Source organism: Pseudooceanicola aquaeponti (assembly GCF_050897975.1).
In the GTDB taxonomy this organism is placed as follows: Bacteria; Pseudomonadota; Alphaproteobacteria; order Rhodobacterales; family Rhodobacteraceae; genus Pseudooceanicola.
Genome location: NZ_JBPAXY010000003.1, coordinates 480,152 through 504,871, shown reverse-complemented (window position 1 = coordinate 504,871; position 24,720 = coordinate 480,152). Strand labels below are relative to the sequence as shown.

21 protein-coding genes and 1 pseudogene are annotated in these 24,720 nt (G+C 64.3%); 7 read left to right on the top strand and 15 right to left on the bottom strand.

Translation table 11 applies throughout. The features are described 5' to 3' along the window. Nucleotides 1-90 precede the first annotated feature (90 nt). Nucleotides 91-2,736 carry an autotransporter family protein gene (locus ACRARE_RS09055; protein ID WP_432656106.1) on the top strand — a complete coding sequence of 882 codons (2,646 nt, stop codon included), beginning with the start codon at nt 91-93 and terminating at the stop codon, nt 2,734-2,736. 262 nt (nt 2,737-2,998) lie between these two features. Here ACRARE_RS09055 and ACRARE_RS09050 read toward each other — a convergent pair. Continuing rightward, nucleotides 2,999-3,109 (bottom strand): annotated as a pseudogene (locus tag ACRARE_RS09050) (IS5/IS1182 family transposase); the annotation flags it as partial. A 182-nt stretch (nt 3,110-3,291) separates the two neighbouring features. Continuing rightward, entirely contained in the window at nt 3,292-4,083 is a 792-nt protein-coding gene (locus ACRARE_RS09045; protein ID WP_432656105.1) for a crotonase/enoyl-CoA hydratase family protein, read from the bottom strand. Nucleotides 4,084-4,157: 74 nt separating this feature from the next. On the opposite strand from ACRARE_RS09045, the gene ACRARE_RS09040 reads away from it, so the two are divergent. Then, a complete protein-coding gene (locus ACRARE_RS09040) occupies nt 4,158-4,754 on the top strand; it encodes a TetR/AcrR family transcriptional regulator (protein WP_432656104.1) in 597 nt (198 codons plus the stop codon). 296 nt (nt 4,755-5,050) lie between these two features. Here ACRARE_RS09040 and ACRARE_RS09035 read toward each other — a convergent pair whose 3' ends face one another. The 4 genes from ACRARE_RS09035 to ACRARE_RS09020 form a co-directional block, all read right to left on the bottom strand. After that, nucleotides 5,051-6,343, bottom strand: coding sequence for a TRAP transporter large permease (locus ACRARE_RS09035; protein WP_432656103.1), 1,293 nt, complete (start codon nt 6,341-6,343; stop codon nt 5,051-5,053). Further along, nucleotides 6,330-6,854 carry a TRAP transporter small permease gene (locus ACRARE_RS09030; RefSeq protein WP_432656102.1) on the bottom strand — a complete coding sequence of 175 codons (525 nt, stop codon included), beginning with the start codon at nt 6,852-6,854 and terminating at the stop codon, nt 6,330-6,332. The genes ACRARE_RS09035 and ACRARE_RS09030 overlap by 14 nt, the downstream gene beginning before the upstream one ends. Nucleotides 6,855-6,924: 70 nt before the next feature. Beyond that, a complete protein-coding gene (locus ACRARE_RS09025) occupies nt 6,925-7,953 on the bottom strand; it encodes a TRAP transporter substrate-binding protein (RefSeq protein WP_432656101.1) in 1,029 nt (342 codons plus the stop codon). Between the two features lie 84 nt (nt 7,954-8,037). Next, nucleotides 8,038-8,535 (bottom strand): MarR family winged helix-turn-helix transcriptional regulator, encoded by a 498-nt coding sequence (locus ACRARE_RS09020; protein ID WP_432656100.1) that lies wholly within the window; start codon nt 8,533-8,535, stop codon nt 8,038-8,040. A 121-nt stretch (nt 8,536-8,656) separates the two neighbouring features. Between ACRARE_RS09020 and ACRARE_RS09015 the strand changes: the two genes are divergently transcribed. The 3 genes from ACRARE_RS09015 to ACRARE_RS09005 are packed head-to-tail and all read left to right on the top strand — an operon-like array spanning nt 8,657 to nt 12,094. After that, nucleotides 8,657-10,375, top strand: coding sequence for an AMP-binding protein (locus ACRARE_RS09015; RefSeq protein WP_432656099.1), 1,719 nt, complete (start codon nt 8,657-8,659; stop codon nt 10,373-10,375). Next, complete coding sequence (locus tag ACRARE_RS09010; RefSeq protein WP_432656098.1) at nt 10,372-11,181, top strand: enoyl-CoA hydratase/isomerase family protein; 810 nt, start codon at nt 10,372-10,374, stop codon at nt 11,179-11,181. Before ACRARE_RS09015 ends, ACRARE_RS09010 begins: the two co-directional genes overlap by 4 nt. Nucleotide 11,182: 1 nt before the next feature. After that, the gene (locus tag ACRARE_RS09005) at nt 11,183-12,094 is read left to right on the top strand and encodes an SDR family NAD(P)-dependent oxidoreductase (RefSeq protein ID WP_432656097.1); all 912 of its coding nucleotides are present in this window, start codon (nt 11,183-11,185) and stop codon (nt 12,092-12,094) included. Between the two features lie 21 nt (nt 12,095-12,115). Here the strand turns inward: ACRARE_RS09005 and ACRARE_RS09000 are convergent, their stop codons facing one another. The 4 genes from ACRARE_RS09000 to ACRARE_RS08985 are packed head-to-tail and all read right to left on the bottom strand — an operon-like array spanning nt 12,116 to nt 15,966. Continuing rightward, complete coding sequence (locus tag ACRARE_RS09000) at nt 12,116-13,639, bottom strand: tripartite tricarboxylate transporter permease (protein ID WP_432656096.1); 1,524 nt, start codon at nt 13,637-13,639, stop codon at nt 12,116-12,118. 1 nt (nt 13,640) lies between these two features. Next, nucleotides 13,641-14,081: a tripartite tricarboxylate transporter TctB family protein gene (locus ACRARE_RS08995; RefSeq protein ID WP_432656095.1), complete on the bottom strand. Its 441-nt coding sequence runs from the start codon at nt 14,079-14,081 to the stop codon at nt 13,641-13,643. Further along, nucleotides 14,069-15,007 (bottom strand): BMP family protein, encoded by a 939-nt coding sequence (locus ACRARE_RS08990; RefSeq protein ID WP_432656094.1) that lies wholly within the window; start codon nt 15,005-15,007, stop codon nt 14,069-14,071. Before ACRARE_RS08990 ends, ACRARE_RS08995 begins: the two co-directional genes overlap by 13 nt. Next, entirely contained in the window at nt 15,004-15,966 is a 963-nt protein-coding gene (locus tag ACRARE_RS08985) for a Bug family tripartite tricarboxylate transporter substrate binding protein (protein WP_432656093.1), read from the bottom strand. The genes ACRARE_RS08990 and ACRARE_RS08985 overlap by 4 nt, the downstream gene beginning before the upstream one ends. 259 nt (nt 15,967-16,225) lie before the next feature. On the opposite strand from ACRARE_RS08985, the gene ACRARE_RS08980 reads away from it, so the two are divergent. Continuing rightward, nucleotides 16,226-17,083, top strand: coding sequence for a MurR/RpiR family transcriptional regulator (locus ACRARE_RS08980; protein ID WP_432656092.1), 858 nt, complete (start codon nt 16,226-16,228; stop codon nt 17,081-17,083). 1,010 nt (nt 17,084-18,093) lie between these two features. On the opposite strand, the gene ACRARE_RS08975 is transcribed toward ACRARE_RS08980, so the two are convergent. Genes ACRARE_RS08975 through ACRARE_RS08955 form a run of 5 tightly spaced genes read right to left on the bottom strand, consistent with a single transcriptional unit; the run spans nt 18,094 to nt 23,659 of the window. Further along, nucleotides 18,094-20,322: an arylsulfatase gene (locus ACRARE_RS08975; protein WP_432656091.1), complete on the bottom strand. Its 2,229-nt coding sequence runs from the start codon at nt 20,320-20,322 to the stop codon at nt 18,094-18,096. 16 nt (nt 20,323-20,338) lie between these two features. Continuing rightward, nucleotides 20,339-21,100 carry an ABC transporter permease gene (locus ACRARE_RS08970; protein WP_432656090.1) on the bottom strand — a complete coding sequence of 254 codons (762 nt, stop codon included), beginning with the start codon at nt 21,098-21,100 and terminating at the stop codon, nt 20,339-20,341. After that, nucleotides 21,097-21,924 carry an ABC transporter ATP-binding protein gene (locus ACRARE_RS08965; protein WP_432656089.1) on the bottom strand — a complete coding sequence of 276 codons (828 nt, stop codon included), beginning with the start codon at nt 21,922-21,924 and terminating at the stop codon, nt 21,097-21,099. Before ACRARE_RS08965 ends, ACRARE_RS08970 begins: the two co-directional genes overlap by 4 nt. A gap of 4 nt (nt 21,925-21,928) precedes the next feature. Continuing rightward, nucleotides 21,929-22,900: an ABC transporter substrate-binding protein gene (locus tag ACRARE_RS08960; RefSeq protein WP_432656088.1), complete on the bottom strand. Its 972-nt coding sequence runs from the start codon at nt 22,898-22,900 to the stop codon at nt 21,929-21,931. A 36-nt stretch (nt 22,901-22,936) separates the two neighbouring features. Beyond that, nucleotides 22,937-23,659 (bottom strand): GntR family transcriptional regulator, encoded by a 723-nt coding sequence (locus ACRARE_RS08955; protein WP_432656087.1) that lies wholly within the window; start codon nt 23,657-23,659, stop codon nt 22,937-22,939. Between the two features lie 117 nt (nt 23,660-23,776). Here ACRARE_RS08955 and ACRARE_RS08950 point away from each other — a divergent pair, with 117 nt between their 5' ends. After that, entirely contained in the window at nt 23,777-24,670 is an 894-nt protein-coding gene (locus ACRARE_RS08950) for a formylglycine-generating enzyme family protein (protein ID WP_511261925.1), read from the top strand. The last annotated feature ends 50 nt before the right edge of the window (nt 24,671-24,720 follow it).

Below are 24,720 nucleotides of genomic sequence, written 5' to 3'. Positions count from 1 at the left end.
GCCCTGCGTCACGAGTGCCCTAGCAGGGCTTCGCCCTGTTTCGAAGCAGCCAGATTGAAAGCCCCAAGTGGGCAGTAACTTGGAGAATATATGCACACCCAACGCCTTATCCCGGCCCTGGGCAAGACTGTTCTTACGTCGGTTTCGCCCATTGCCCTTACTTCCGCCTTTTGCATGATCACCCCCGCAGCCGCCTTTGCGGCCTGCGACGTCACCGTGAATGGTGACACCAGCCAGACTGTTGCCTGTACCCCGGCGAACGATCCGGCAGAAGCCGCGCTCTCGACCACGGCCTTCGGTGACACCGTGACAGTGACCGATGTGATCGCCGGCAAAGTGACGCTCGGCGACGGCGCCGACACGATCACGATCGATGGCACCGGTATCGTCGGCTATGGCACAGCCGTCCACGGCAAAGGCCTTGATACGGGCGACGGCAATGACACGATCTATGTGAACGACGACGGTCAGATTGTCGGCGAGCTTTTCGCAGGCGACGGCAATGACGAGATTTACGTCACGGGCGGCTCGACCGGCCGGATCCGCCTCGATGCGGGCGACGATTACCTTGAGATCTCGGGTGGCACAGTCTTGGCCGTTGGTCATTCCGCCGCCAAGAGCAACACCGGGTCGAATACGATCGTCATGTCCGACGGCGTGGTTACGGGCAGTTTGATGTCCGGCCTTGGTGCAGACACTATCACTCTGACCGGAGGCACGATCGGCTATGTCGGCGGGAATAGCGACGCCGACGTGATCACCCTGGACGGTGCCGATGTGCTTGAATACCTGCGAGGTGGCTGGAACAATGAGGGTGTCCCGGACGGCGACGACACGATCTATCTTTATTCGGGCAGCGTCGGCGCGTCGGTCCTTGGCGATGCGGGGTCTGACCTGATCATCCTTGATGGCGCCGATATCGGCGAAGCGATCATCGGTGGCGGCGACACGGACGCGGCGGACCCGGATGGTGACGACGACATTCGCTGGCTCTCGGGCAACCTCGGCACCAACGTGGCCCATGGTGTGCTGGCCGGTGGCGCCGGTTCCGATAGCTTCCTGATCACCGCCGGCGAATACGACGGATCGCAGGTCGTGACCGGTGGCCTGTACTCTTGGAATGATGACGAGGTCGTGGCGGAGGAATCCGGCGAGGAGTTTTTCGATGTGCTCACCTTCGACGGGATCGTCGGTGTCACCACTCAGGCCGAATACCTCGCCTTTCTGGAAAGCATTACCTTCGAGAACTCCACGATGGTGATCGAAGGGGACGAACTGGAAGTCCTTTCGGACGGTGCGGGCAACGGTGTTCACCTGGTGAACTCGCAGCTGACCTTCGGTGATGGCCTGTCGGTGCTGGGCAATGTCGCCAGCGACGCGGCAAGCGAACTGGCGCTGGCCGGCAGCGCCTCGATCAGCGGCGACTACCTCAACGACGGTGAGACCACGCTGGTCACCGGCACGGCCGGGGATACGCTGGAGGTCGACGGCACCTATTCCGGCTCGGGCAGGCTGTCGTTTGAGATCGACGCCGAGACCGGCGCGGCCGACATGCTGGAGGTTGGCTCGCTCGGCGCCACCTCGAACGCGATCACGCTCGATGTTCTGGGGGCCACCGATGGCGTCACCGAGGACAGCACCTGGACGCTGGTTTCCGTTGCCGACGGTTCGGGCGCGGACGATGCCTTCTATCTGGCTGACGGCCCGCTCGAGATGGGCGCGTTTTACTATGACGTCGAGCATCTGGGCGAAAACTATATGCTGGCTTCGACCGGTGCGTTCACCGAATCCGTCGCCGCCTACGAAGCCTATTCGCAGATCCTGAGTGGCATGTTGCGCATGGATGCGCTGCGCAACCGGACCGGTGGCACGCATGGTATCGGCGAGGGCGCGCTGACACTTGAGACGCCGGTCTACGTCTGGGCGCAGGTCGCCGGGGGCACCACCCATTCGGACGGGCGCGACACCACCTCGGGCGTCGCCTACGACCTTGACCGCTGGGCGTTGCAAGCCGGTGTCGAACGCCTGCTTTTCGACAGCGAAGACATGGCCATCGTGGCCGGTCTGAACGTCGAGGTCGCCAACGGCTCGGCCAAGACCAGCGCCAGCTCGGGTGACGGGTCGATCGACGTCGATGCAAAGATCCTCGCCGGGACTCTGACCTGGTACGGGCTGAGCGGCACCTATGTGGACGCGCAGGCCAAGCTGGCCTTCTATGACGCCACCATCGGCACCGAAGACGGGATCGTATCGAACTCGGGCAAGGGCCACGGCCTGTCGCTGGAAGTCGGCCACCGCTTCGACCTTGGCCAGGGCTATGCCCTGACCCCGCAGGCGCAGCTGCAATACACCAAGGTTGCCTTCGACGACTTCACCGATTCCAACGGGATCGACGTGGCGCTGCGGGATGGCACCCGGTCCGACTTGCGTCTGGGCCTGATGCTGGAACGCAATGCGGTCCGGCAGGCGGACACCGCCCTTGAGAGCTCTACCAATGCCTATGGCATCGTGAACCTCTATCGCGGCTTCGGCGATGGCACCACGGTCACCGCGTCGCAGGCCACGCTGGCCTCGGATACAAACGGCTGGACCGGCGAAATCGGTCTTGGCGGCAAATACCACTGGGCCGGCGGCAAATACGCTGTCTTCGGTGAAGTCACCGCCGCCACTGGCCTCGACAACTTCGGCGACAGCCATGCCATCAATGGCGAGCTCGGATTCCGGATGACCTGGTAAGCCAGCAGAAAAGACAGATGCGAAGGGCCGGGCGAAAGCTCGGCCCTTTTGTTCTGGTGCGTGTGAAGACAGCGCTGGTCGTTGAGAACTGTTGAGCCGCGTGGACTGGGCCGCGAACTCTCTCGCGTTTGCCAGGCCCCTGGTTCATGAGCGGCCCCCTGAAATTCTGACACTGGCATAAGCGACGATCTGCAATCTGCTCATCTTCGCCGAGACGCAGGTCAAAGTTGTCGGCACGCAAACAGCGCGCAGCTGATTTCAAGGCGAAGATGGCGCTGTTGCGCCAGTGCTTCCAACGCTTGTACGGGGCCAAGTGGGGCCCATACTCTTTCGGCGCATCATGCCAGCGCGGACCACGGCGATTGATAAAGATTCTGCTTTGCCGTCACCGCCCCTTGCGCGAATGCCCCGGAAGGGCTGCCATCGAACCTTTGCTGCGCCTGGCAGCAAGGACTGCTGTGTGGGATTTCCTGCCGTTCGAATTAGGAGGCTCAATGTCCGCTTCGAAATCGACGCTGCTTCTGATCGACAGCTAATTGATCGCAGGTGATGCCGTCAGAGACCTGAGTAGGACGGCCTACGCCGGTCCATCCAGGCAGACAATCCCTCGTGGATATCCTGCGTCGCTGCCATCCGTCCGAACTGCTCACTCTCGATTTCAAGCCCTTCCGTGATTGTCGCATTCAAGCCCCGCGTCACTGCCGTGATTATCCGCGCCGCTGCAACCGGCGAATGCCGCAATATGCGTTCTGCAAGGTTGAAGGCAGCAGGCATGAGATCGTCGTGAGGGACAACTTTGTTCACGAGGCCCAGTTCATAGGCGCGTTCCGGACTGAACACATCCCCTGTCAACAGGAGCTCCAAGGCGCGCTTGCGCCCCGCAAGTCGCGGCAAACGCTGGGTGCCGCCGAAGGTCGGTGGGATGCCGATGTTGATCTCGGGCTTCGAAAAGGTCGCCATGTTAGACGCCACGGCGAGATGAACCGCCTCGGTGATTTCACATCCGCCACCAAAGGCAAGGCCATTCACTGCAGCGATGATGGGTTTGGTAAAAGATTCCAATCGCCGCGTCATGCGCTGACCTCTGCGCACGAACTCCTTGACGGCGATGTCTGGACCGGCCTTCACGCTCTGGGCGAACTCATGGATGTCGCCCCCGGCCGAGAACGCACGGTCGCCCGCACCTGTCAGCACGACTGCTCGAAGGCTGTTGTCGTCCTCGATTTCATCCAAGCGTTCCATCAGCCGATCGTTCGTCGCGTAGTTCAGCGCGTTGAGTTTCTCGGGCCGGTTGAGGATGAGAACGGCAATCGGGCCTTCTCTTTTCATCAAAACTGTTTCTGTCATTTTTGCACTCCGCCGCTTTGTTGACAGGAGCCTGCTTGCATAGCATTTTGTTGTACATTGACTAGGTAGTATACATGGCGAAGCAGTCCCCACAATCTACTCGTGACAGGCTTCTCGATGCCGCCAACAGGCTCTTTTATGGCGAAGGCATCCGAGCGGTCAGCGTTGACGCCATTGCCGAGAAAGCAGGGCTTACGAAGCGGACGCTCTACTATCACTTCAAGAGCAAGGATGATCTGATCGAGGCCTACCTTGTCTCACGCGACCAACCGAATCTGGCTGCGTTTCAACGCTGGTTCGAAGAAGCTGAAGGGACCGTCGCGGACAAGACTTTTGCGATCTTCTACCGAGTTGCTGATAGTGCCCGGCATCCTGAATGGAAGGGCTGTGGCTTCCTGCGAACGGTGGCAGAGCTGGCAAATATGCCCGGGCATCCAGCCGTGGCAGTCGGCGCTGCCCACAAGAAGAAATTCGAGAGATGGCTATCAGACCAGTTTGCAGAGGCTGGAATTGGAGAAGCTGGGGCTGTCGCCAGACATACGGCTTTACTTATGGACGGTGCTTTTTCTGCGATGTTGACGCATCGAGATCCAGCCTATGCTGAAGCGGCGGGGGAAGCTGCGCACCAGCTAGTCGCCGAACGTCTCAGAAACCTCGGTTCCGGTCATTAGTCGCGTCGCAGAAGAGTGGTAAGTACGGCTCGAAGCCGACCTTAGCCGCACCTCGCGTTGATTTCGCCATGGGCTGGCTGTGGGCACTCGCCAACGTCACCCGGCGGGTATCTGAAAATCAGGGCAAAATGCTCCTCACCGGTGGGCGAATGGGACCATTCGTGCGCGCCTGATTGGAGAAGAAAGTCCACCCGAAGCGATGAGCTTGGACACTCGACAGCTGATGAGAGCGGGTGCGTCAGCTAACGGCAGGCTGTAGCGCCGACCGCGCTACCTGATAGCGCGGTCGGCAGGTGTTACATGGTGCTGGGCAACCAGAGTACCAGGGCTGGGAAGGCGATCAGCAGCACCAGACGCAACAGGTCGGTGAAGATGAAGGGGATCACGCCCCGGAAGATCGTCGTCAGCTTCACGTCCCGGGCAATCGTATTGATGACAAAGACGTTGATGCCGACGGGGGGCGAGATCATCCCCAGTTCCGCCACCATGACCACGATGATCCCGAACCAGATCGGATCGAAGCCGAGCGAGATCACCACCGGGTAGACGATGGGCACCAGCAGCAGGATCATCGCCATGGTGTCCAGGATGCAGCCTGCCAGGATGAAGGCCAGCAGGATCAGCCCCAGGGTGCCATAGGCCGAGAAATCGAGGCCCACGAGCCAGTCGGTCAGCTTTTGCGGCGCGCGGGTAATGGCCAGGAAATAGCCGAAGAGCACGGCACCGATTAGCACGGTGTAGACCGAGACCGAGGTGCGAAGCGCCTCGATCAGGCTGTCGAGGATGGTGCGGAAGCTGAGACGGCCCCGGACAACGCCGATAGCGAGCGTGACGAAGGCGCCGACGGCAGCGGCCTCGGTCGGCGTGGCGATGCCGGTGTAGATCACACCGATGACGGCGATGAAAAGTAGCGTCACCGCCCAGATCGGGGCCAGGGCGGCCAGCGCCTCGCGCCAGTCGAAGGGGGTGCCGGCGGGCAGGCCGCGGCGGTGCATTGTCAGGATCGTGCCCATGTAGAGCAGGACCGCCAGCAGGCCCGGGATGACGCCCGCGATGAACAGCTGGCCCACGTCATTCTCGGTGATGTAGGCATAAATCACCAGGATCACCGAGGGCGGGATCATAGAGCCGAGCGTGCCGCCGGCGGCGATCACGCCTGTGGCCACGTCCTCGCGGTAGCCATGACGACGCATCTCGGGCAGGGCGACCTTGGTCATTGTCGCCGCCGTGGCGACCGAGCTGCCGCAAATCGCCGAGAAGCCGCCGCAGGCCGCCACGGTCGAAAGCGCCAGGCCGCCCCGGAACTGGCCGAACCAGGCGTTGGCGGCGCGGAACATCTCGCGGCTCATCCCTGAGTTGGTGGCCAGGATCCCCATCAGGATGAAGAAGGGCACCAGGGTCAGGTTGAAGTCGGTCACGGTGCGGACGGGCGCGCTGGCCAGAAGGTTCAGCGCGGGCCCGAGTCCGCGGATCATCGCGAAGCCACCGAGCCCCACAAGGCCCAGGGCAACACCGATGGGCACGCGGACCAGCAGCAGGGCGAAGAGGGCGACAAAGCCGCCGATGGCGGTCAGGTCAGCGAGAGTCATTGGCCACGTCCTCGATCTCCTGCGCGTCGGCAGAGGTCAGGTGATCGCGTCCGCTGACAATCCGCCAGAGCTTGATCGCGATGGTGAAGAGGCTTGCCAACATGCCCAGCCAGATCAGCCCATAGAAGGGCCAGACGGGCAGCCGCAGGTCATAGGTTAGCTGGTTCGACCGCATCGCCGACAAGGTGGACCCGTAGACCTTCCAGACCAGCAGCCCGGCGAAGAGCAGCAGCACGGCCCAGGCGAAGCTGTTGATCATCCGGCGCAGGCGCGGGCCGGTGGCATCGACCAGCAGGTCCACCTGGATGTGGCCGCCGCGAAAGCCGACCACGGCGAAGCCCCAGAAAAGGCAGGCGCCGACCAGCAGGCGGGCGATGTCGAAACTGTCGGGGATGGGCGCCGAGAAGGCATAGCGACTGAGGGTCGAGGCGACGACCAGCAGCATGACCGCCCCCAGCAGGAGGGCCGCCACGACCTCGATCCCGCGAATGAACAGATTGATGGCGCGCAAGGCGACCTCCGGTTCGTCGAGAGGAAGGGGAAGGGCCCCGACCCGCCACAGGGCGAGCCGGGGCAGGGGGTCACTGTCCGAAGGCGCCGCCGACCTCGGTCAGGCCATCCACCAGCTCTTGCAGGGCGGCCTGCGGATCTTCCAGCCCGGCGGCTGTGGCATCCTCGGTCCAGGCGGCCCGGATCGTGCCGGACAGCGCCATCCAGTCGGCCATCTGCGCGTCGTCAGGCGTGTAGAAGGTATGGCCCTCGCGCCCTTCGAAATCGGCCCGGCTGCCTGCCTCGACCTCGGCCCAGCCGGTGGCGATCTTCTGCGACCACTCGGGGGTGCAATGGTCGTCGATCACCGCGCGGTTCTCATCCGACAGCCCCTGGTAGACGCCCTTGTTGATCGCATAGACGAAGGCCACCGAGTAAAGCGGCACGTCAAGGTGATGGGTAACCACGTCGTCCACGCCAAACAGGATCAGCGAGTTCCAGGGCGACGCGGTGATGTCGACGGCACCGGAGGACAGGATTTCACGCATCTCGGGCACCGGGACCTGCACGGTGCTACCGCCGGCGGTCGCGATCATCTTGGCGATGGTGGCCTGGGGTGGGCGCACGTTCTTGCCCTCAAGGTCCGACGGTGCCACCAGCGGGCCGGCGGTGCCGTGCAGCATCCCCGGGTCGTGCAGGTGCACCAGGCAGACCTTCACGTCGGGCATCTCCTGCTCGGCATAGTCCATGTACCATTCGTGCAACGCCTTGCTGGCCGTGGTCGCGTTGGACACCAGGAAGGGCAGTTCCGCCGCCGCGATGACGGGGAAGCGGCCCGCCTGGTAACCGGGGTTGATGAAGGTGATATCGGCGATCCCGTCGCGCGCCATATCGTAGTGGTCGGGCGCGGCGCCCAGCTGTTGCGCGGGGTAGATGTCGATGCCGATCCGGCCTTCCGAGGCCTCGGAAATCGACTCGATCCAGGGCTCGAACCCGGTCGATTGCAGCGAGTGCACCGGCGGCAGCCAGTGCGAGAAGGCCAGCGAGACCTCCTGCGCCGAGGCGCCGAGCGGGGCGGTCAGGGCCGTGGTCGCGACCGCGGCGAGCAAAGTCTTCTTCATGTAGTCCTCCCTAAAGTATGCGCCGCGTCGGGGCGGCACCTGTCATCCGGCCCGCGTCTCCTCCACGCGGATCGGTATCTTTCGTCAGAGCTTGCGCAGGTTCTCCACGATCTGGGCCAGCCCCTCGATCATGATCCGGATCTGCTCGGGGCTGAGCCCTGCGGTCATGTAGCGTTCCATCTGCATCGCAGAGTCGTTAAGCTCGGCGACGACCTGGCCGCCCTTTTCCGTCAGGAAGACGGCCTTGGCGCGGCGGTCCCCCTCGACGTCGCGGCGTTCCACGATCCCCTCGTTTTCCATGCGGTCGAGAATCGGCACCAGGCTGGACCGTTGCAGGCCCACGGCCTCTGCCAGGCGGTGCTGCGGGGCTCCGGGGTTGTTCTTGATGATCGACAGCAGGCCAAGGAACCGCGCGGCGCCCCCGTAGCCCGGCTGTTTCTTCTCGAACTGCCGATAGGACAGGATCTGCGCCATGCGGATCTGGAAGTTGAGAGAATGCTGAAGGTCCTCCCCCAGGGGCAGCAGCCCGTCAGGGCCTTCCGTGGCAGGGCCTGCGGCCCGGGTGTCGAGGTTGTCGCTCATGGTCTGCTTGATTGTTCGATGTCAGATTGATTGATGTCGAACTATTCGATAGCATCCCTTTTGCGACCTGTCCAGCGACCTGACCGCTGGGGGAGGCGGGGCGCGGAGGAGGAGACAGACAATGACGACCGAGATGCAAAGCTACGCCTGGTGGCGCCCCGATGACAGCGGGCCGGAGATTCTGGACGTGACCCTGGGGGACATGCTGGACTGTCAGGCGGCGACCTTTGGCGCACGTCCGGCAGTGACCATCGACGAGGAGGCCGGGGCTGGCGGCGCCACATGGACCTATGCGCAGCTGCGCGAGGCTGTCGACGAGGTGGCGCGCGGCCTGATGGCCCAGGGAATCGCCCGCGGCGATCATGTGGCGGTCATGGCGCAGAACTGTGCCGAGTGGATCTTGCTGGAATATGCCCTGGCCAAGGTGGGGGCGGTGCTGGTCACCGTGAACCCGGCGCTGCTGCGCGATGAACTGGCCTATGTGCTGGGCCAGAGCCGCGCCAGGGCGCTGATCTTTGCGCCCTCCCACCGGTCGAACGATATTGCGGCGTCGCTGCTGGAGCTGATGCCCGACCTTGCGGCGCTTGACGATGGCCATAGGCAGGAGGGCGCGGCGCTGCCCGCACTGGAGCTGCTGATCGGCCTTGGCGCGGCCCCCGGCTTTGCCATGTCCTTTGATCGGATGCGCTCTGGCGGCGGAGCGGTGACGCCCGCCGATCTGTCGGCCCGCCAGGCGGAGGTGCAGAGCCGTGACGTCTGCCAGATCCAGTACACATCCGGCACCACCGGCAAGCCGAAGGGCGCGATGCTGACCCACCGATCCACCGTCAACAATGCCCGGCTGGTCGCCGATCGCGGCGGCTTCGGCCCGGCAGATGTCCTCCTCTCGCCCATGCCGCTGTTCCATACTGCGGGCTGCGTGTGCAACGTGATGACCATGCTGGTCGCGGGTGGCCACCTGGTGACCATGGACAGCTTCGAGGCGGGGCGGATGCTGGAGCTTTGGGATGCCCATGCGCCGACGGTGATAAACGCCGTGCCTACGATGATGACCCGGATGCTGGAACATCCCGACCTCGCCCGTTATCGCATCCGCACCCTGCGCAAGGCCTTCACCGGCGGCACCAATATCCCGCCCAGTCTGATGCGGCGCATGAAAGAGCAGACGGGCGGCGATCCCCTGATCCTGATGGGGATGACCGAATGCAGCCCGGTCATCACCCTGACCAGCCCCGATGACAGTTTCGAGGAACAGCTTGCGACCGCCGGCACGCCCCTGCCGCGCACCGAGATCCGTATCATCCACCCGGAAACCGGCGAGGTCTGCGCCTGGGGCCAAAGCGGGGAACTCTGCATTCGCGGCTACAACACCATGGCGGGGTACTTCGACATGCCCGAGAAGACCGCCGAGACGATTGACGCCGAGGGCTGGCTGCATTCGGGCGATCTTGCCGAGCTGGCGCCCACCGGGCACCTGAAGATCGTCGGTCGCCTGAAGGACATGATCATCCGGGGCGGCGAGAACGTCTATCCGGTCGAAATCGAGGAGTGTCTCTTGGACCATGAAACCGTAAGCCAGGCCCAGGTGGTCGGCGTGCCCGACGCGGATCTGGGCGAGGAAATCTGTGCCTTCGTCATGCCTGCTCCGGGGGCTGAATTGGATGCGCAGGCCTTGCAGGCGTTTTGCCGAAGCCATATGGCGCGCCACAAGATGCCGAAGTACATCCAGGCAATGGATACCCTACCGCTGACCGCCAACGGCAAGGTGCAGAAATTCGCCCTGCGCGAAGAGGCCGCGCGCCTGGTCGCCTCGGGCGCGCTGACCCCGGTGCGCCGATGACACTGCCTTTTCTTTATGAGCGCGACGGCCATGTCGCCACGCTGACCTTCAACCGTCCCGAGCGGCGCAATGCCATCAGCCCCGAGGTCGCCTGCCGCCTGGCCGACGCCATGGGCGAGGTCGCCGAGGATGACGAGATCCGCGTCGTCATCCTGACCGGCGCGGGCGACAAGGCCTTCTGCTCGGGCGGCGACCTGGCGCTGTCGCTGCCGCTGCTGTCGGGGGCGCGGGCGCCCGAGACGGAGTGGGACCGCCGCTTCCTCACCGATGAGACGGTCCATGCGCGGACCGCGCTGCGCGGTTTCGAGATGACGAAGCCGATTGTAGCGGCGGTGAATGGCCCCTGCATGGCGGGGGGCATGGAGATCCTGCTGGCTACGGATATCCGCCTGGCGGTGCCCGCTGCCCGCTTCGCCCTGCCGGAGGCGGCGCGCGGTGTCATCCCCTTTGCCGGGGCGCTGGCCCGGTTGCCACGCCAGATCCCCTATGCGGCGGCGATGGAAATGATGGTCGCCAATGTGCCAATGGATGCGGAAACCGCCCTGCGGCACGGGCTGATCAATCGCATCGTTCCGCCCGAGGCGCTGATGCAGGCCGCGCGCGAGATGGCGGACCGGATCGCGGCCAGCGCGCCGGTCTCTGTGCAGCAGATCAAGAAGACCGTGACCGAGGCCATGGGGCGCCCCCTGGATGAGGGCTATGCGCTGGAGGACCGGGCCAAGGCCATCGTGATGGAGACCGAGGACGCCCGCGAAGGACCGCGCGCCTTCATGGAAAAACGCGCACCGCGCTACAGGGGGTATTGAGATGGTCGGGGATACGGTGGATCTGGCGGGGCAGGTGGCCCTGGTGACCGGGGCGGGTCGCGGCATCGGCCGGGCCATCGCGCTGGACCTGGCCCGGGCCGGCGCCGCGGTGGTGGTCAATGACCTCGACGCCGCTCCGGCGGAGGCGGTCCGGGACGAGATCCTGTCCGGGGGCGGTCAGGCCGTGGCGGTTGCCGCCGAGATCGGGGCCGAGGGCACCGCCGAGACCTGCATCGAGACCGCGCTGGCGGCTTTCGGTCGGTTCGACATTCTTTGCGCCAATGCCGGCGTGCTGCGTGACAGCGTGTTGTGGAAGACCGAGGACGAGGCTTTTGATCTGGTGTTGCGGACCCACCTCCGCGGAAGCTTCCAATGCGGACGCGCCGCGGCCCGGCACTTCCGTCAGACCGGCGGCGGGGGCGCGATCATCGTTGTCGGCTCGCCTGCCGGGCAACTGGGGAACTTCGGCCAGTCCGCCTATTCGGCCGCCAAGGCCGGGATCGTCGGCATGGCGCGCACCTGGGCGGTCGAGTTGCAGCGCGCCCGCGTCGCGGTCAACGCGATCATCCCGACAGCGCTGACCCGAATGACCGAAACCATGCCGTCGCTGGCCGGCTATGTTGAGGCGCTGAACCGTGGAGAGGCCTTGCCGGATCATCTGCGCGCCGAGCAGGGCATCGGGACGCCCGAGGATATCGCCCCGCTGGTAAGCTTCCTGGCGTCGCCGGTTGGGCGCGACATCACCGGGCAGTGCTTGGGGATCGGCGGCGACCGCCTGTCGATTTGGTCCCACCCGCGAGAGCTGAGCGCGGTGACCCGCTCTGGCGGCTGGACGGCGGCGAGCATCGCACAGGTCTGGGCGGAGCTATCCAAGGATCGCTTGCAGTCCTTCGGTGTTGAGGTGCCGGGGTGATCGTGGGGAGCCAGTAAAGCCTCATGCGCCGTCCTCTTGTCCCGACCCTGATGCCCCCTTGCCGCGTAACAGCCATCGTTTCCACGGGATCAGCGACGCCGCCAGCAGGATCACCGCCGCCGAAAGCAGCGCGGCGCTTCCCGGGCGCGTCACGAAGACGGCAGGGTCGCCACGAGACAGCAGCATCGCTCGGCGAAAGAACTCTTCCATCATCGGCCCCAGGACAAAGCCGATCAGCAGCGGTGCCGGTTCGAACCTGAAAAGGCGCAACACGTAGCCGATAAGACCAAAGACCAATGTCGCCCAGACATCCATCAGAGAGTTCGAGATCGAATAGACGCCCACGCATATCAGCACGATGACGGTGGGATAGAGGAAATAATGCGGCACGCGCAGCAGCCGCACCCAGATCCCGATCAACGGGATGTTGAGGATAAGCAGGAAGATATTGCCGAAGACGAAACTGACAACGAGCCCCCAGAACAGCTCGGGGTGTTCCGCGATCAGGCGCGGCCCCGGCGTGATGCCGTGGATCATCAGCGCGCCCAGCATCAGCGCCATGGTTGTCGAGCCCGGAATGCCCAGAGTCAGCGTCGGGATGAAGGCGGTCTGCGCGGCGGCATTGTTGGCCGCCTCCGGGACCACCACACCTTCAATCGCACCTTTGCCGAATTGATCGCGGTTGCGGTTCACCCGCTTTTCCAGCGCGTAGCCGACAAAGCTGGCCACGGTCTGTCCGGTCCCCGGAAGCGTTCCGAAGAAACTGCCGATGGCAGAGCCGCGCAGCGCCGGCATCGCGCTGCGCCGCCATTCGGCCAATGTGGGGAACATGCTGCCAGCCAGTCCTGCGCCCGCGTAGCTTTGCGTCGTGCCGCGCAGCGACACCATGACCTCGGATATGCCGAAAAGCCCCATGGCGACCACGACCAGCGACACCCCGTCACGCAGTTGCGGAATGCCGCCGGTGAATCGTGTCTCACCTGAATTCACATCGACGCCGATGGTGCCCAAAAGAATGCCGAGACAGACCATCATCAACCCACGCACAGCGCCGGATGAGCTGACGATGGAGGCCGCGACCAGCCCCAGCACCATGACCGAGAAATACTCGGCCGGCTGGAAGAGCAACGCGAATTCCGCCAGTCTGGGCGACAGCAGCACCATCACCACGACGCCGAAAAGGGCACCGACCATCGAAGCCATGGCCGTTGCAAACAGGGCCACTCCCGCGCGGCCCTGCTGCGCCATAGGGTAGCCATCGAGGCAGGTCACAGAGGCCGAAGGCGTGCCTGGGATGTTCAGCAGGATCGACGCAATCGACCCGCCATATTCCGCGCCGTAATAGACCCCGGCCAGCATCACCAGCGCGGTCTCTGGAGGCAGGTAGAACGACACCGGAAGCAGCATCGCGACAGCTGCCAGCGGTCCCACCCCGGGCAGCACGCCGATGAAGGTGCCAAGAAAGACGCCGACGAAGCAATACATCAGGTTCTGCACGGTGGCCGCCGTGGCCAGCCCCAGCATCAAGTTGTCTAGCAATTCCATCTCAGAGCCCCCGGATCGCGATGAAGGGAATGCCAAGACCTTCTACGAAGATCAGCCAAACTCCCGCGGAAACGCCGATGGCCAATGCGATCCTCAGCGGCCAACGAAACCCCTTGATGACTGATCCCGTCACCAGCACGGCCGCAGCGGTTGCGGGCAACACGCCGGTCAGCGGCGTGAAAAAGGCAAAGGCCGCGACGCCGCCGAACACGCCCAGCACGGCCATCGGGTCCGCGTGGTCCACCGCCTTTGGCGCACGCAAATTCTGCAAAAGACCAATCAGCGCCAGCAGGCATAGAAGCCCACCCACCAGAAGCGGGAACGCTCCGGGCCCCATGCGCCGGAATGATCCCAGATCCAGTGACGTCACAGACCCGATGGCAAAAAACAGCCCCGCCCCCAGCAGGATCAACGGGCCAAGATGGCTGGTCAGTCGTCGCATAGTGCCGCATCCGGTTGGAATTCGGGGCCGTCATAACTGTCGGGCACCGTGATGCGCCCGGCGCGGATGGCCTCGGCCACCTCGGCGACTGCGGCGACCGCGGCCTCGGGCACATCGCTGCCCATCCGCAACGAAACGGCATCCCCATCCGCCAGACCGAACTCGACGATCTGCTCGGGCAAGCGGCCCGCGACCATATCTGCGACGGCCTGTTCAACCCCGATGTCGATCCGCGCCATGGCAGAGGCGACGAAGACCTCTGGCGCGCGCGCGACCCAGTCCAGGGCATTGCCGATCTGGCGGGCACCTCCGGCGCGGCAGGCCTCGATCGCCCCGCGCCGCGCATCGTTGAGCATGGTGAAGATCACATCCGCCCCCGCCGCGATCTCGGCCTCGGCCCAGGCTCGGGTCACGCTGCTGTCGTCCTGGGTGCCGCAGAAGCCTGTCAGAACGGTGACATCCGGCGCGGCATGGGCCACACCCGCCACAAAAGCCGCGCGCCCCTTCAGTCCCGGCCGGACGCGATGCCCCGACAGGTGGCCAACCGTGCCTGTCCGTGTCAGATGTGCCGCCAACACTCCGGCGAGAAAGGCCGAGTCCTCTTGCCGCACATCATAGCTGGCCAGGTTCGGCCCGGTCTTCTGGCCTTGAACAATGGCGAACCGCTTATCCGGAAAGGCCGCGGCAATTTCCGGTGTGGTGATGTTCCCCTGGCCACCGATGAAGACAAGGCCGTCGACCGTCGGGACAACCTCGTTCAGACGGTAGCGGATCTCATCCTGATCGTAGCGCACGCCAGACACGAGCGTGATCTCCACGCCATCTGCCTGCCCGGCGCGCGTCGCCCCGGCGAGGGCGCTGGCGTTGAAGCCCGCGTCCTCGACCTCGCCGACGAAAAAGACGGCGATCTTCATCGTTGCGCTCATTGCGTCGCAGCCTCGACCAGCGGGGTCCAGCTGGACAGCTGCGCCGCCACGTAATCTGCGAATTCAGCGCTGGATTTCGGTTCGCGGATCAGGCCCCAGTTGTCGAATTGCGCCATGACCTCCGCGCTTTCCATGGCTTCGACCAGGGCCGCGTCGAGCTTCGCCTTGATCTCATCCGGCACGCCTGCCGGTGCGCTGACGCCCAGCCAGTTCTCGGCCACGATGTCATAGCCGGCCTCGGTAAAGGTCGGCACGTCCGGCAGGGATGCGATGCGTTCGCGCGCCGAGACCGCCAACGGAACCGCGGTTCCTTCTTCGACGGCGGGCAGGTTTTGCGGAACCGCGTCAAAGATCATCGGTACAACGCCTCCCCGGAAATCCAGCCGCATCGGGCCGGAGCCCTTGTAGGGGATGTGGAACAGCTCGACCCCGGTTTCCTTCTGGAACTGCTCGGCGATGATATGCCCCCAGGAGCCAACGCCGGAACTGCCGTATTCGTATTTGCCGGGGTCAGCCTTGGCCATCTCGATCAAGCCGGAAAGGTCCTCGGCGCCGACGGTCGGCGCGGCGAAAAGACCCAGATGCACCGTGCCGATATAGGTAATGTGGTCGAAATCCGCGATCGGATCATAGGGCGTGTCCGGAAAACGGATCGGCGCCACGTTGAACGGCGTCAGGTTTGACAGCATCAAGGTATAGCCGTCCGCGTCGGCCTGCTGAAGCGCCGAGGCCGCGACTGTGCCCGCCGCGCCGGGTTTGTTCTCGACGACGAATTGCTGGCCGAGACTGGCGGAGAGCTTTTCGGACAAGAGCCGCGCCACGAGGTCGGACGATCCGCCCGGAGGGAAGGACACGATGATCCGGACCGGGCGTTCGGGCCAGTCGGTCTGCGCGGCTGCAGGCAGCGCGCCGACAGCGAGGGTGGCAAGGGCGGTGGTCAAAAGCGTTCTGCGAAGCATCGGAAGGGTCCTCTCTGTTATGAAAACAGCGTTTCACGCCGCAGGGATTGCGCCAACACAAGAAACCCAAATTTCCTAAGGCGGGGTGCTGGAAACCAGATTTCCGTCTAATTGGCGGGCAAATGATGCCGCCACCGCCTGATATTTGCCCGGCGATGAGTCATATTCTGCGAGTAAGGTAAGAGGAAACAGCGCCACATCGACGTGCCGCCGCCCACTTTGGCTTGCCATCGCGCTCGACATGGATCAGCGTAGCGATATGGAACCACAGTTTCACGAACCGCGCCCTGCTTCCTTCCTCGGGCGAATCCGCGATGCCATGCCGGACCTGCACCGAGCCGAGCGCAAGCTGGGCGCGTTCCTGCTCGACTTCCCGGGCGATCTTGCCTCCTATGACGCGCAGGAGCTGGCACGCCTCAGCGGTGTGTCGAAGGCGACGGTTTCGCGCTTTGTCCGCCGGATCGGGTTCGAGAACTACGAAACCGCCCGCCGCGCCGCGCGCGACGAGCGGCAGACCGGCTCGCGGCACTTCATCGCCCATGCCGAAACTGGCAGCCCGACCAATGCGCTGACCGAAAGCCTGAAAGAAGAGATGGCGAATATTGTCTGGACGCTTGATCGCATTGCCCCCGAGGAGCTGGACACGCTCGCCGATGCGATCTTGACCGCCCGTCGGGTCTGGCTGGTGGGATACCGGATCAGCCGGGTTTTCGCCGACTACCTGTATTGGCAGTTGCTCAAGGTGGTCCCCGCAGCGACAGCGATTCCACAGGCGGGCGAAAGCCTTGGCGAATACACCGCCGAGATCAGCCCGTCCGACCTGGTCATCCTTGTCGCCCTGCGTCGCCGGGCCGCGAACACTGGGCCCCTGATCGCCGAACTCGACAGGATAGGCGTACCGCTTGCCCTGATCACGGATGACGGCAGCGGCCGAGATGATCGCGCCGACTGGCATTTCCGATGCCGCATCGAAACCTCAAGCCCGCAATTCAACCACGCCGCCGTCGTCAATGTCTGCCATCGGATCGTCACGCAAACGACCCTGAAGGCCGGCAGAGACGCCCAACGACGTCTGCGGCTGATCGATGAAGCCAATGAGCGTCTCGGCGAAGTCTGACGTTATGCGCAATCAAGACCTGGGCAAGTCATGGAGGCGGCTTGGCGCCCTGGGAATCCTTTGGCGCAAGTGATTTCACTCGAGGGGCAGGGCAGGGTTTCAGGCCACTCCGCTTAGCCGCGTGTAACCAGCAATCGCTCTCATTTGCGCCATGCTGCCGTTCGTGCTCGGCGCAGCGGACGACCGCTCTCAGCCCTTCCGTAACATTTGTGCGGGCTACAGCATAACGCCAAGTGTCGACTGCTTCCAAGACGTCTTGAAAGACAGAGGGATAACCGAAACGGGCTGGGCAAGCCTATCCGTTGCAGGAGCAACGCGGGTCTTAACGGGAACATATGGCGAAACTCCACGCAAAATGTGTCCTCCGAAGGCAGAGGCCATAGGTTCGAAGCCTGTCGGGTGCGCCAGTTTTCTGATATTTATTCCGTTTTTCAGCACCTTGCAGACTGGTTTCTCCGGACCTCCCAATCCGTTTTCCTGAGTGCTTCTTCTTGGCGCCGCGCCTGTTCTGCACGATCCCTGCCAGGCTCTCTTGACCCTTTCAGGCGCCGATTTCATCCGGGGGCCAGCGGCGTTCGGTGAGGAAGAGCGCGGGCCGCGAGCCGGTCTTCCCAAGATGCCAGCGTCCTGTGCTGCAATGGCTAGAAGCTGTGACAGAGCCTTCATCAAGCGCCCTCTGTCGTGTCGGGACGGGATGAAGAGCAGTTGATCATGCGCGACTTGAGGGAACAGGCGCCGCTCGGAGGCCAGGCTCAGCACGGCTTGCGCCGCGCCGAGGCGCAGCGCGACCACACTGTCCTTCAGGGGATTTGCGGCCAGCGTGCCCTTGGCGACAGCGTGGGGGCGACCCTGCGGGTATTCTTCTGCAAGACCGTCCGGGGGATCCCCAGGCCAGAGCTTCGGCCATCGCGGCGTCCGCGACGACGACGCTTTGCCCCTCCGCCGTGGGCGGAGGGCCTGAGGGGGCGTCCGGTGCCCCGGGGGTTGGTCCCTACACCGCAAGTGGCGGTTCAGTCGACGTCCAGCGTGTCGGGCAGAGTCTCTGCATTGCGCTCGACGTGAAAGTCGACGCGGTGCAGGACACCGGTGAAGTTGCGCTGCACCTCGCGGTCCGGGTCGACCGGGGGCAGGTTGTCCTGGCCCAGCGTCAGCCCCGTCAGCGACGGGCGCAGGAGGGTGCGCGGAATGGCGGCGCGGCCTGCGGGTTGCCCGCCGATGAACAGCTCGGCCTCGCCGGCGAGTGGCCCCGTCCGGGTGAAGACCATGCTCAGCTGGCTGCGTCCGGTGGGCATCGCGATGGTCGAGGTCAGGCGTGTCACCTCCAGCCCGGCATAATTGTAGATATAGATCAGCCGATTGCCGGTGATTTCCAGCATGTAGCCGCCGCCGTAGTTGCCGAAGGCCAGAAGCGTGCCGTCTTCCGTGCCCAGGGGCCGCTCCAGGTCGATGTCGATGCGGTGCGAGGCATCGGCCAGGACGGGGGCGGTCTCGGCGGGGATGGTGGCAATGGGGGGGTAATAGGTCGAGCTGGCCCGCCATCTGGGGGCCCCGGGGCGCGGCGGCGGGGCGAAGAGGGCGTCGCTGTCGTCGAGCGGCAGAACGCCGTAGCGACCGGCCTCGGCCCACCAACGCTGTTTCATCTCGGCCAGCTTCTCGGGCTCGGACCCGGCAAGGTCGTTCAGCTCGGAGAAATCCTCGTCAAGGTGATAAAGCTCCCAGGCCTCGGCGGTGAAGTCATCGCCGGTCTTGTGCTTGGTCACCGCCTTCCAGCCCTGGTGCCAGACCGAACGGTGGCCGTACATCTCGAAATACTGGGTTTCCTTCTGGGTCGGCGCATCGGGCTCGTCGAAGGCATAGGCAAAGCTTTTGCCGTGGATCGGCATCTGGGCCACGCCCTTGATGCTGTCGGGCGCGCTGACGCCGCATAGGTCCAGGATCGTGGGGGTGATGTCGGTCACATGGGTGAACTGGTGGCGCATCCCGCCCGCGTCGGCGATGCCCTTTGGCCAGCTGACGATCATCGGGTCGCGGACGCCGCCGCCATGGGTGAAGGACTTGAACAGTTTCAGCGGCGTGTTCGAGGCCTGGGCCCAGCCCCAGGGATAGTTGGTGGCGCTGCGCGGCCCGCCGATCAGGTCGATGTCGCGGGTTCCGTCCTCGTAGGTTTCGGGGATCTGGTTGAACCAGCGGATCACGTTGGTGGTCCCCGGCGGGTCGCAATCCACCGAGGCGCCGTTGTCGGAGATCAGGACGATGATCGTGTTGTCGCGCTGCCCGGTCCGTTCGAGAAAATCGAGCACGCGGCCAAAGCTGTGATCGGCGTGATCCAGAAGCGCGGCATAGGCCTCTTGCAGGCGCTCGGCCACGGCTTTCTGTTCGGGGCTCAGGCTGTCCCAGGCCTCGACCCCGGGGTTCGAGGGCGGCAGGTCGGCGTTGTCGGGGACAAGGCCCATGGCCTTCTGCCGGGCAAGCCGCTTGATGCGTTCCTCGTCCCAGCCGTCCGAGAACCGGCCCCGGTACTTGTCCAGCCAGGCCTGCGGGGCCTGATGCGGAAAATGCCCCGCGCCGTAGCACAGGTAGAGGAAGAAGGGCTTGTCCGGCCAGATCGAGACCTGATCCGACAACATGCGCACCGCCTTGTCGGCCAGATCGTCCGACAGGTGATAGCCGTCCTCGGGCGCGGCAGGGGGATCGACGCGGTGATTGTCCTCGAAAAGCTCGGGGTAATACTGATCGGTAGAGCCGTTCATGAAGCCATAGAACCGGTCGAACCCGCGCCCCAGGGGCCATTGGTCGAAGGGACCGGCGGCATTGGCGCGCTCGGTCGGCGCAAGGTGCCATTTGCCGACCGCGAAGGTGGCGTAGCCGTCCGATTGCAGCATTTCGGCGAGCGTCCCCGCCCGGTGGTCGATCGCCCCCCGCCCAGACGGCCAGCCCATGTCGGTATTCGAGAGGTAGCGCATCCCGACGGAATGGTGATTGCGCCCGGTCAGCAGGCAGGCGCGTGTCGGGGAACACAGCGTCGTCGTGTGGAAGTTCGAAAACCGCAGCCCGCCCTGGGCGAGGCTGTCGAAATTCGGCGTGTCGATGCCAGAGCCGAAGCATCCGAGATCGGAATAGCCGACGTCGTCGAGCACCACATAGATCACGTTGGGGGCGCCCGGAGCGGCGGTCGGGAACCCGGCGTAGGTCCGCTCGGACTCGTGATGCGTCAGGCCGAGGTGAGGGGAATGGGTCATGGGTTTGGCCTTCGGATCAATAGGCGGTGATGGACCGCAGGTAACGTTTCAGAAGCGTGCGCCCAAGCAGCCGCCACGCCCGGTCGGTGCCGAAGCCCAGAAGGCCCAGCACGACAATGGCGGAGAACATCCAGTCGACCTGGAAATAAAGGCGCGAGGTCCAGATGATGTAGCCAAGCCCGCTGTCAGCGGCGAGCATCTCGGCCGCCACGATCACCAGGAAGGACGAGGCCAGCGCCAGGCGCATACCCACGTATATAGAGGGCAGCGAGGCCGGGATCACGCAGCGCCAGAACACCTGTGTCGCCGAGGCGCCTAGGCATTTCGCGGCATTGATCTTGTCGGTCGAGATCGAGGCCACGCCGCTGGCCGTGTTCACCGTCACGATGAACCCTGTCGCATAGGCGATCAGCAGGATCTTCGACATTTCGCCCACGCCGAACCAGACGATGAACAGGGTGACCAGGGCAATGGCGGGCACGAAGCGGAAGAAGTGGATGAAGGGGTCGACCATGGCGCGGGTCGCCTTGGACGAGCCCACCAGAAGGCCGATGGGAACGGCCACCGCGCTGCCCAGGATCCAGCCGCCAAGGATACGCATCATCGAAATCAGGATCGAGGATATCAGGGTGCCGTTCAACAACAGCTCCCAGGTGGCGGCGAGGGTCGCCAGGGGCGAGGGCAGGAAGGTATCGTCGATGAACCACATCGAGGTGATCTGCCACAGCACCAGGACGATGCAGACGCTAAGCGCCGACAAGAGGAAATCGGATTTCATAGTTCGTCCCATTGGGTAGAGGATTCCCGTTCGATATCGGCTTCGATGGCGCGTACGGCATCTGCAAACCGCACGTCGAGGTCATCGCGGGGATAGGGCAGGTCGATGTCGTAGCTGCGGGTGATGTTGGCGCGGGGGCCCCGGCTCATCACCGCGACGCGCTGGCCCAGGATCACCGCCTCGCGGATGTCGTGGGTGACATAGACCATGGTGCGGCCGGTCTTCTGCCAGATCGAGATCAGTTCCTTTTGCAGAACCCGCCGGGTCAGCGCGTCGAGCGCGGCGAAGGGTTCGTCAAAGAGGACAAGATCGGGCTCGGCGGCAAGGGTGCGGGCGATCTGCACCCGCTGCTTCATGCCACCGGACAATTCGTGCGGGAACTTGTGCTCGTGCCCTTTCAGGCCGACAAGCGCGATGTACTCGGCGGCGATCCGGGCGCATTCGGATTTGGATTTCCGGGCCACGGAGGGGCCGAAGCCCACGTTCTGTTCCACCGTCAGCCATTCGAACAGCGGGTCGTCGATGGATTGAAAGACCATCCCGCGCCGCCGGTTCGGGCCCGAGATCGTTTCGCCATGGGCGGTCACCCGGCCCTCGGTCTGGGTTTCGGTGCCCGCGACGATCTTCAGCAGGGTGGACTTGCCCGACCCGCTGGGACCGACAAGAACGAAGAACTCACCCTCGGAGATGTCCAGCGACAGGTCCGCCAGGATCAGCTCGCTGCCTGCGGCCTGACCGGGATAGGCCATGCCCACCCGGTCAAAGCTGACGGCAGGGGAGGTCGGGGCGGCCAAGGGGCCGCCCGTGTCTTTGGTGTCCGTCACGCACTCATTCCCCAAGCTGGACGGCGTCAGGCGACACCTGCATGAGGTAGTCGGGCACGACGACGGTATCGAAGGAGATATCCGCGTTCATGGTATCGGCGGCAAAGGCCGAGATCGCCTCGAACCCCGTGCGTTCATACTCGGTCAGCGCCAGCTTGAAGGTGTTGTATCCCAAGAGCCTAAGCACCGCGTCTTCCGGCGCGCGGGTGTGCGACGCGATGATCGCGGCGGCCTCTTCCGGGTTCTCGGTGATATAGGCGCTGGCCGCGTCCATCGCTTCGAGCACCGCAACCACCGCCTCGGGGTTCTCTTCGACGAAACTTGTAAGGCCGGTGATATAGGCGCTGGAACTGAGGCCTGCGGCGCTGTCGTCGACCAGCACATAATGCTCGCCATCCTCGATCGACTTGTCGGTGCCGTCTGCCCAGACGAACGACGCGTCGATGCGGCCCGATTTCAGCGAGGCGACCAGCTCGACCAGGCTGGTAAAGCCGACCAGTTCGACATCGTCCTGGCTCAGGCCGTTGGCTTCGAGGTACTTGACGGTCACCAGGTGTTCCAGCGTGCCGGTGGCGATCCCGATCTTCTTGCCCGCAAGGTCGGCGGCGGATTTGATCTCGTCGGCGACCACCAGCTTGTGCCAGCCGGGATTGGCGCGGAAGATGCCCGCCAGAACCGTCAGCCGGCCATTGGTGGCGCGGGTCACGGTCGGGAAGTCCAGGCCCACGGCCAGATCGGCCCGCCCGACGATCATCGAGTCGATCGCCTCGACCCCGGTTGCAAAGGTGGTGATCTGGGCGTCGATCCCCTGGTCTTCGAAAAAGCCCATGTCCTGGGCGACCCAGATCTGCGAGCCGGTGGTGTAGGGGTCGACCCCGAAGCGGACGGTGGTCATGTCATCGGCCAGGGCCGATTGGCCAAGCGAGGCCAGTAGCATGGCGGAGGCCGCCACGCCCGAGAGACGTTCGAATCTCATTTGGGTGTTCCTATTCCTGTTGGAGGGTTGGACGCTCTACGGCGCCTTGACGAAATCGAGGGGTGAAAGCGGGGTGACGCTGCGCGCCACGACCATGGCGGGGGACATCCAGCCGGTTGAACACAGCGCCACCGAGCCATCGCCCGACCGGATCGTGGCGAGGTTCTTGAGGATGGCGGTGCCGCTGTCGACCTGGAGGATCTCCGCGATATCCGGGTGGGCCAGTTCGGCCGAATTCAGGGTTTCGAGGGTGGCCCCTTCGGTCTGGATGTGATCCTGAAGCGGCGGAAGCACGTTGTTGACCTTGTCCGTCGTGAAGGCCTCCATCGGGACGTCGGGCAGGATGTAGTGATCTATCAGCACGCAAGGCTTGCCATTGGCAAGGAAGAGCCAGCGCAAATAGCCAAGCGGCCTGGGCGCGTCCCATTCAAAGCGTTTGATCAGCGTGTCGTCCGGCGTCACGCGGCCACGATCCAACTCGGTCAGGCCGGGGGTCATGCCCGCCGCTTCAATCATCCGCCAGAAGCCGAAGGTGACACCGGGCGAGTTGTAGATCGGCGGTTCCGCGACAAAGGTGCCGACGCCGTGCTTTCGATTGATCACCGACTTGGCGATCAGGTCCGAATAGGCTTCGCGCATCGAATTGCGGCTGAAGCCCAGGATGCGGCTCATCTCCATCTCTGCGGGCAGCTTGTCGCCCGGGGCCAGCCCCTGTTCGGAGATGTAGGATAGGATGTGTTCTGCAACGGTGCTTGCCACGCTCTGCCTCCGGTTTTCTTGCGCCGCACCTTGAGAGGTAGGACGTCCTACCACCTTGTTTCGGAAATATGTCTCTGGCAAGGTAAATTGCCAGCCAGCGAGCAAGGAGCCGCGGAAATGTCCTGTTGCAGTCCAAAATCTTCGCGTTCGCAGGCACCATCGCCACTGGCACAGACCTTTGCCGCGGCGGCGACAGCCGCAAGCGGGGGCGATGGGATGGTGACGATCCCGGGGGGAGGCTACGTGATCGGCTACGAGGGCCCCGAGGCCAATGTCGGCGACGACGAAGGGCCCGTGCGAAGGATCTCTCTGCCCGAGTTCCAGATATCGAAGACGACCGTCACCAATGCGGACTTCGCGCGTTTCGTCGCCGCGACCGGCTATGTCACCGACGCCGAGGCGCTCGGATGGTCTTTCGTCTTTGCACCACAGATGCATCCAGAGGCCAGGGTCTTCGAAGGCGCGGATGCGACCGCGCCGGAATGGTGGCTGCCCGTGGCGGGCGCCTCCTGGCAGCGCCCCGACGGGCCGGGCAGCACCCTGCTGTCGCGCGCCGATCACCCGGTCGTCCATGTCTCGCATCGCGACGCCGAAGCCTTCGCGGCCTATCACGGCAAACGCCTGCCGACCGAAGCAGAGTGGGAAGTGGCGGCGCGTGGCGGGTTGGACCGGGCGATCTATGCCTGGGGCAACGCCCTGCATCCGAATGGCATTCATATGTGCAACATCTGGCAAGGCCGCTTCCCCGACAGCAACACCGGCGAGGACGGCTGGCTTGCGACGGCCCCCGCCGAGAGCTTTCCCGCCAACGGCTATGGTTTGTTCAACATGCTGGGGAACGTCTGGGAATGGACGGCCTCGCCCTGGCGGGACGACCCTGCGATCCGGTCCATGCGCGGTGGCTCGTATCTGTGCCACGCAAGTTATTGCAACCGCTACAGGGTCTCTGCGCGCACGTCGAACCACGTGACGGCCACGTCCAGCCACCTGGGATTCCGTCTCGCAGGCTAGGCTTCGGTGGTCTTCATGCATTGGTGCGCGATAGGCATCGCGCCAAGGGG

Bases quoted from the DNA above. Each gene is read 5' to 3' on its own strand.
- ACRARE_RS09010 (WP_432656098.1), top strand. From the start codon at position 10,372: ATGACACTGCCTTTTCTTTATGAGCGCGACGGCCATGTCGCCACGCTG.
- ACRARE_RS08950 (WP_511261925.1), top strand. From the start codon at position 23,777: ATGTCCTGTTGCAGTCCAAAATCTTCGCGTTCGCAGGCACCATCGCCA.
- ACRARE_RS09025 (WP_432656101.1), bottom strand. From the start codon at position 7,953: ATGAAGAAGACTTTGCTCGCCGCGGTCGCGACCACGGCCCTGACCGCC.
- ACRARE_RS09000 (WP_432656096.1), bottom strand. From the start codon at position 13,639: ATGGAATTGCTAGACAACTTGATGCTGGGGCTGGCCACGGCGGCCACC.
- ACRARE_RS09055 (WP_432656106.1), top strand. From the start codon at position 91: ATGCACACCCAACGCCTTATCCCGGCCCTGGGCAAGACTGTTCTTACG.
- ACRARE_RS08970 (WP_432656090.1), bottom strand. From the start codon at position 21,100: ATGAAATCCGATTTCCTCTTGTCGGCGCTTAGCGTCTGCATCGTCCTG.
- ACRARE_RS08960 (WP_432656088.1), bottom strand. From the start codon at position 22,900: ATGAGATTCGAACGTCTCTCGGGCGTGGCGGCCTCCGCCATGCTACTG.
- ACRARE_RS09020 (WP_432656100.1), bottom strand. From the start codon at position 8,535: ATGAGCGACAACCTCGACACCCGGGCCGCAGGCCCTGCCACGGAAGGC.
- ACRARE_RS08975 (WP_432656091.1), bottom strand. From the start codon at position 20,322: ATGACCCATTCCCCTCACCTCGGCCTGACGCATCACGAGTCCGAGCGG.
- ACRARE_RS09045 (WP_432656105.1), bottom strand. From the start codon at position 4,083: ATGACAGAAACAGTTTTGATGAAAAGAGAAGGCCCGATTGCCGTTCTC.
- ACRARE_RS08985 (WP_432656093.1), bottom strand. From the start codon at position 15,966: ATGCTTCGCAGAACGCTTTTGACCACCGCCCTTGCCACCCTCGCTGTC.
- ACRARE_RS08990 (WP_432656094.1), bottom strand. From the start codon at position 15,007: ATGAGCGCAACGATGAAGATCGCCGTCTTTTTCGTCGGCGAGGTCGAG.
- ACRARE_RS08980 (WP_432656092.1), top strand. From the start codon at position 16,226: ATGGAACCACAGTTTCACGAACCGCGCCCTGCTTCCTTCCTCGGGCGA.
- ACRARE_RS08995 (WP_432656095.1), bottom strand. From the start codon at position 14,081: ATGCGACGACTGACCAGCCATCTTGGCCCGTTGATCCTGCTGGGGGCG.
- ACRARE_RS09015 (WP_432656099.1), top strand. From the start codon at position 8,657: ATGACGACCGAGATGCAAAGCTACGCCTGGTGGCGCCCCGATGACAGC.
- ACRARE_RS09035 (WP_432656103.1), bottom strand. From the start codon at position 6,343: ATGACTCTCGCTGACCTGACCGCCATCGGCGGCTTTGTCGCCCTCTTC.
- ACRARE_RS09040 (WP_432656104.1), top strand. From the start codon at position 4,158: ATGGCGAAGCAGTCCCCACAATCTACTCGTGACAGGCTTCTCGATGCC.
- ACRARE_RS09005 (WP_432656097.1), top strand. From the start codon at position 11,183: ATGGTCGGGGATACGGTGGATCTGGCGGGGCAGGTGGCCCTGGTGACC.